5 protein-coding genes are annotated in these 3728 nt (G+C 35.8%); all 5 read left to right on the top strand.

What is annotated here, in order from left to right; translation table 11 throughout:
• The first annotated feature begins 420 nt into the window (after positions 1-420).
• The 5 genes from AAKU52_RS17195 to AAKU52_RS17175 all read left to right on the top strand — a co-directional run bounded on the left by AAKU52_RS17195 (position 421) and on the right by AAKU52_RS17175 (position 3667).
• Entirely contained in the window at positions 421-555 is a 135-nt protein-coding gene (locus tag AAKU52_RS17195) for a hypothetical protein (protein WP_354335839.1), read from the top strand.
• 5 nt (positions 556-560) lie between these two features.
• Entirely contained in the window at positions 561-1067 is a 507-nt protein-coding gene (locus AAKU52_RS17190; protein ID WP_354335837.1) for an SOS response-associated peptidase, read from the top strand.
• A 69-nt stretch (positions 1068-1136) separates the two neighbouring features.
• Positions 1137-2483 carry a hypothetical protein gene (locus tag AAKU52_RS17185; RefSeq protein WP_354335835.1) on the top strand — a complete coding sequence of 449 codons (1347 nt, stop codon included), beginning with the start codon at positions 1137-1139 and terminating at the stop codon, positions 2481-2483.
• The gene (locus AAKU52_RS17180; RefSeq protein ID WP_354335833.1) at positions 2480-2926 is read left to right on the top strand and encodes a hypothetical protein; all 447 of its coding nucleotides are present in this window, start codon (positions 2480-2482) and stop codon (positions 2924-2926) included. The genes AAKU52_RS17185 and AAKU52_RS17180 overlap by 4 nt, the downstream gene beginning before the upstream one ends.
• A 537-nt stretch (positions 2927-3463) precedes the next feature.
• Positions 3464-3667: a transposase gene (locus AAKU52_RS17175; RefSeq protein ID WP_354335830.1), complete on the top strand. Its 204-nt coding sequence runs from the start codon at positions 3464-3466 to the stop codon at positions 3665-3667.
• The last annotated feature ends 61 nt before the right edge of the window (positions 3668-3728 follow it).

Genomic DNA, 3728 nt, shown 5'->3' with positions numbered 1-3728 from the left:
TGATTAAGGTATGGTATCCGTCCTGCATGAAGTAAGAAATCTAAGCATCAAAGCTAGAAATATAAGACCTGATCCACAACTTTTTGACTTGATCCTGTATATAGGATCAATGCCAAATGTTGTGGGCTGAGGCTAAAAATTTATCTTTGTATTTTGATAAAGATTGATATTTATCCCCCTGATTCAAATAGGTTGCTTTATTACTACTTTTAGCTACCTTTTCCAATTGTATCGGGCACAACCTCACTCTAGATCCAGGGCCATCGTTAAACTCTTCGACAAGTCCCTCACGAATCCACCTATCAACCGACCATCTGCCATTATGGTGGAAGATAATGAAATAAGATTTAAGGTACCTTTCGGGATGAGACAAAAACTGTATCCATTAGCCGCCATTGGGGTATGACTTACAGCGTTTATATGGATTTACTAGGATGGGGCGAGGTTTCGAAATATAACGGTAAATGGACCGGTAATATAAATCCCTTTGGTGAAATGTATTTTGAAGACATTGAGATTATTGGAGATATTATTGATTCGTATAATTTAAATTAGATATTATGTGCGCACGATATAGCTTGACCAGGGCAGAGAAAGATTTATTAAAATCCTACAACGTAAAGTTTAAAGAACCATTTACGCCCAATTACAACCTGGCACCGACTCAGAACGGTTTAGTGATCACAGCTGATGAACCTGGCATTGCACAAAAAATGCACTTTGGCCTTGTGCCGTATTGGTCACCAGACACTAAATTAAACATGAGCACGCTTAACGCCCATAGTGAAGAGATACTCGATAAGAAAACATATAAACCGTTAATTGAAAACCACAAAACCTGTTTAGTTTTAGCAGATGGGTTTTATGAATGGAATAAAAGGTCTGGTAAGTCATTACCTTATCGTTTCATTTTAAAAGACAGAGATATATTTGCTTTCGCTGGATTGTGGAGCCAGTGGAAAAGCAAGGATGGTTCCCAGATATACAGATCATTTACAATCATGACCACAAAGGCAAATGATACGGTTGGCAATTTAATGGCTACGTATCAATTTAGTTACTTATAATTTTTATAATAATTTGCAGCATAAAATTAAAATACTCATGTTTATAAAAAATAGCACAAAAATTAATTTATGTTTAAAAAAATTAACGTGGCATCCAAATTCTTTGGACTAACTCTCATCCTTCTCTTATCAACACTTTTCCATTCTTGTAAAAAGGACAGTCAATCTGAAATGCCTACGGTAGAAAGCCAAGATTTCGTAAAAATAAAACAGTGGTTCAGTTCAACTTACGCACACACCTCGTCAAATCCGTTCAAAACAATGTCTCCTAACTGGGGTTCTACATTCGTTAATGAAGATTCAGTAAATAGAATTTATGAAATAAGACTACTTAACCCCGACAATGTGTTTATTGGAGGAACAACCGCTGATAAAGACAACCTAAACGCTCTTGTAAATAGAAGTGACATACGACTGCTAATTTTTGAGAATAAAGAAACCGGAACAATAAAAAACGGATGTTATATGGCTGTGGTAAGTGAAAACGGTCCGATCAATTTAATGGATGTTCACTATAAGGAGCCTAAATCCCTTGATGGAAAGATTCTGTATTATCATTTAAATGGTAGCTTCTCCAATGGTAATTATTATTCCAAAGGCAACGTTGAGAAACGTGTTTCATTAAGCAAAGTTCAACATCCTACTGACTTGAAGGCTTCAAAAATTATGTCAAGTAAGAATAAAATTAACAAAAATCAACCAATTACGATCGCGGGCAACGCCGATCGAGATTGTTGGTCGGATTATATCGCTATCTACAAATATACATGTATAGGCGTTAATGGTGATTATGAATGTTCACAGGAAATATCTGGATATAATTATGTTGAAATTTGTTACGGTGGAGGTAATGACGCAGGAGGCTACCCTCCAGGTGAGGGAAATGGCGAATATGAAGGCGGAAATGGAGGATCCACACATTCAAAATATATAAACAATTTCGTGATGGACTTGGCTACTCAAGCTAAGTATCCCAAATTCACACAGATGGTTAAAATACTAAAGGACTACGTAAGGGATGATAAGGACGTAATGGATGCTCTACTTAAGTGGACTGGATTTTCAGAATCACAAATACTTGAATTATTAGAATTCGAACAAGGTCCGCAAATTGTTATAAAAGAATTAGTCCCGGGAGAATTTGGGTATTTCAACAGGACAGAAAACCCTAACATAATAAACATAAGTGCGAGTTGGGCTCGCGGCCTGGAATCAGCTAACTTACTGGAAACACGACAGGGTACTGCATTTATGTTAGCAGTAACCGTCCTTCATGAATTTGTCCATTTTAGCAGGGCCGAAAACGGATTGGATAGAGATTATGAATACGGTTATGGTTTCGAAGAATCGGCATACGGTTTAATTATTAAAAGAAATAATGCAAACGAGAATTCATATTTATTTTACAAAAAATGAAAATAAAACCGATCCTTATCTTGTACTTAATTGGAACAATCTTCCTTCTATCGTGTCAAGATAAGAAGAAGATAGTTTCTTTTGAAAATGTGTTAGAACATTCACTTGAATATTTATTATCTACAAGAAATCTAGCCAAAGAATATTATGAAAATCCGTTGAAAATAATACGCCCAAAGGATTTCCCAATCACTTCCGATATTGTTGTTAACCATAAAAAAAGCATTCTTTTACCGGAAGGTACTGATCCTTTCGATTTAATGGAAGGAATGGATATTTTCAAACCTGTACCAATCGTGGAAATTTCTAATTATAGTCAAATTGACGATAAGATAAAAATTAAAATTACACTCAGGGCAACTGGTGGTTATTATCAAATCACTCTAAAAGGAGATGACGATTCTGGTTACAAGGTAATTAATGTCAATGAGGGGGAAATCTAAATAAAGATTTCTAAATCTGCATTTAATCAACGTAGGAGCTATTTTGAGTTCGATTCTCGTTGCCTTTTTATTAATTACTTTACTAAATGTTCTGAATTTCTTCCTTTAATACAGAATATAATTTTATCATTATACAAAACCTGCACACTATGTGGTTATTTCTTGTGCAAGCATCGCATCAGCAACTTTAACGAAGCCAGCAATATTGGCCCCTCTCCCGGATGTCTTTAATTAAGGCTTTTGCTAATGCTGGTTTCATTTTGTATAATTGATTATGATTACACCTGAACAAAAGGACGCACTGCTTATCAAGATGATTGAAGATCCAAATAGATATTGGTTTGCCGATTGACCTCACGATGAAGAAAGTAATCCTTGATTTCTGATACTAAATCTTCTATCGCGGACACCAAACCAGAAAAGCCAACGCAAAGAATGTCCTGAACGATTAGAGTCTGGAGTTGCTACATTTGACTAGAGGGATTTAGTTTTCAGATTTAAGTAGAAACTTTTAAATTTGACAATAAGAGCAAACGAGTGTTTGATGATTCCTTTAAAAAGATGGCTATAGATTTATCTCATAGCCGCGGATCGGTAAAAGAGGTTGCCGATGAACTTGGAATAAGCGATAGCCTTCTGAGTAAATGGCGACAGCGGGACTCGGAGCCTAAACAGCTTCCCATTTCCTCAACGGAAGATCAGAAACTGGGTCACGTAAATTTTCTGGGGATTAGTTGTTAAATTTGTTCAAAAAACAAGGATGGATTTTTCACTATCAGGTCAATTTTTACCAACAGATTTA

Origin of the sequence: Pedobacter sp. CG_S7 (assembly GCF_040544395.1) — a bacterium.
Lineage (GTDB): Bacteria > Bacteroidota > Bacteroidia > Sphingobacteriales > Sphingobacteriaceae > Pedobacter.
Note: the sequence above shows the minus strand (reverse complement) of the source record. Positions and strands in the feature narration are given on the sequence as shown.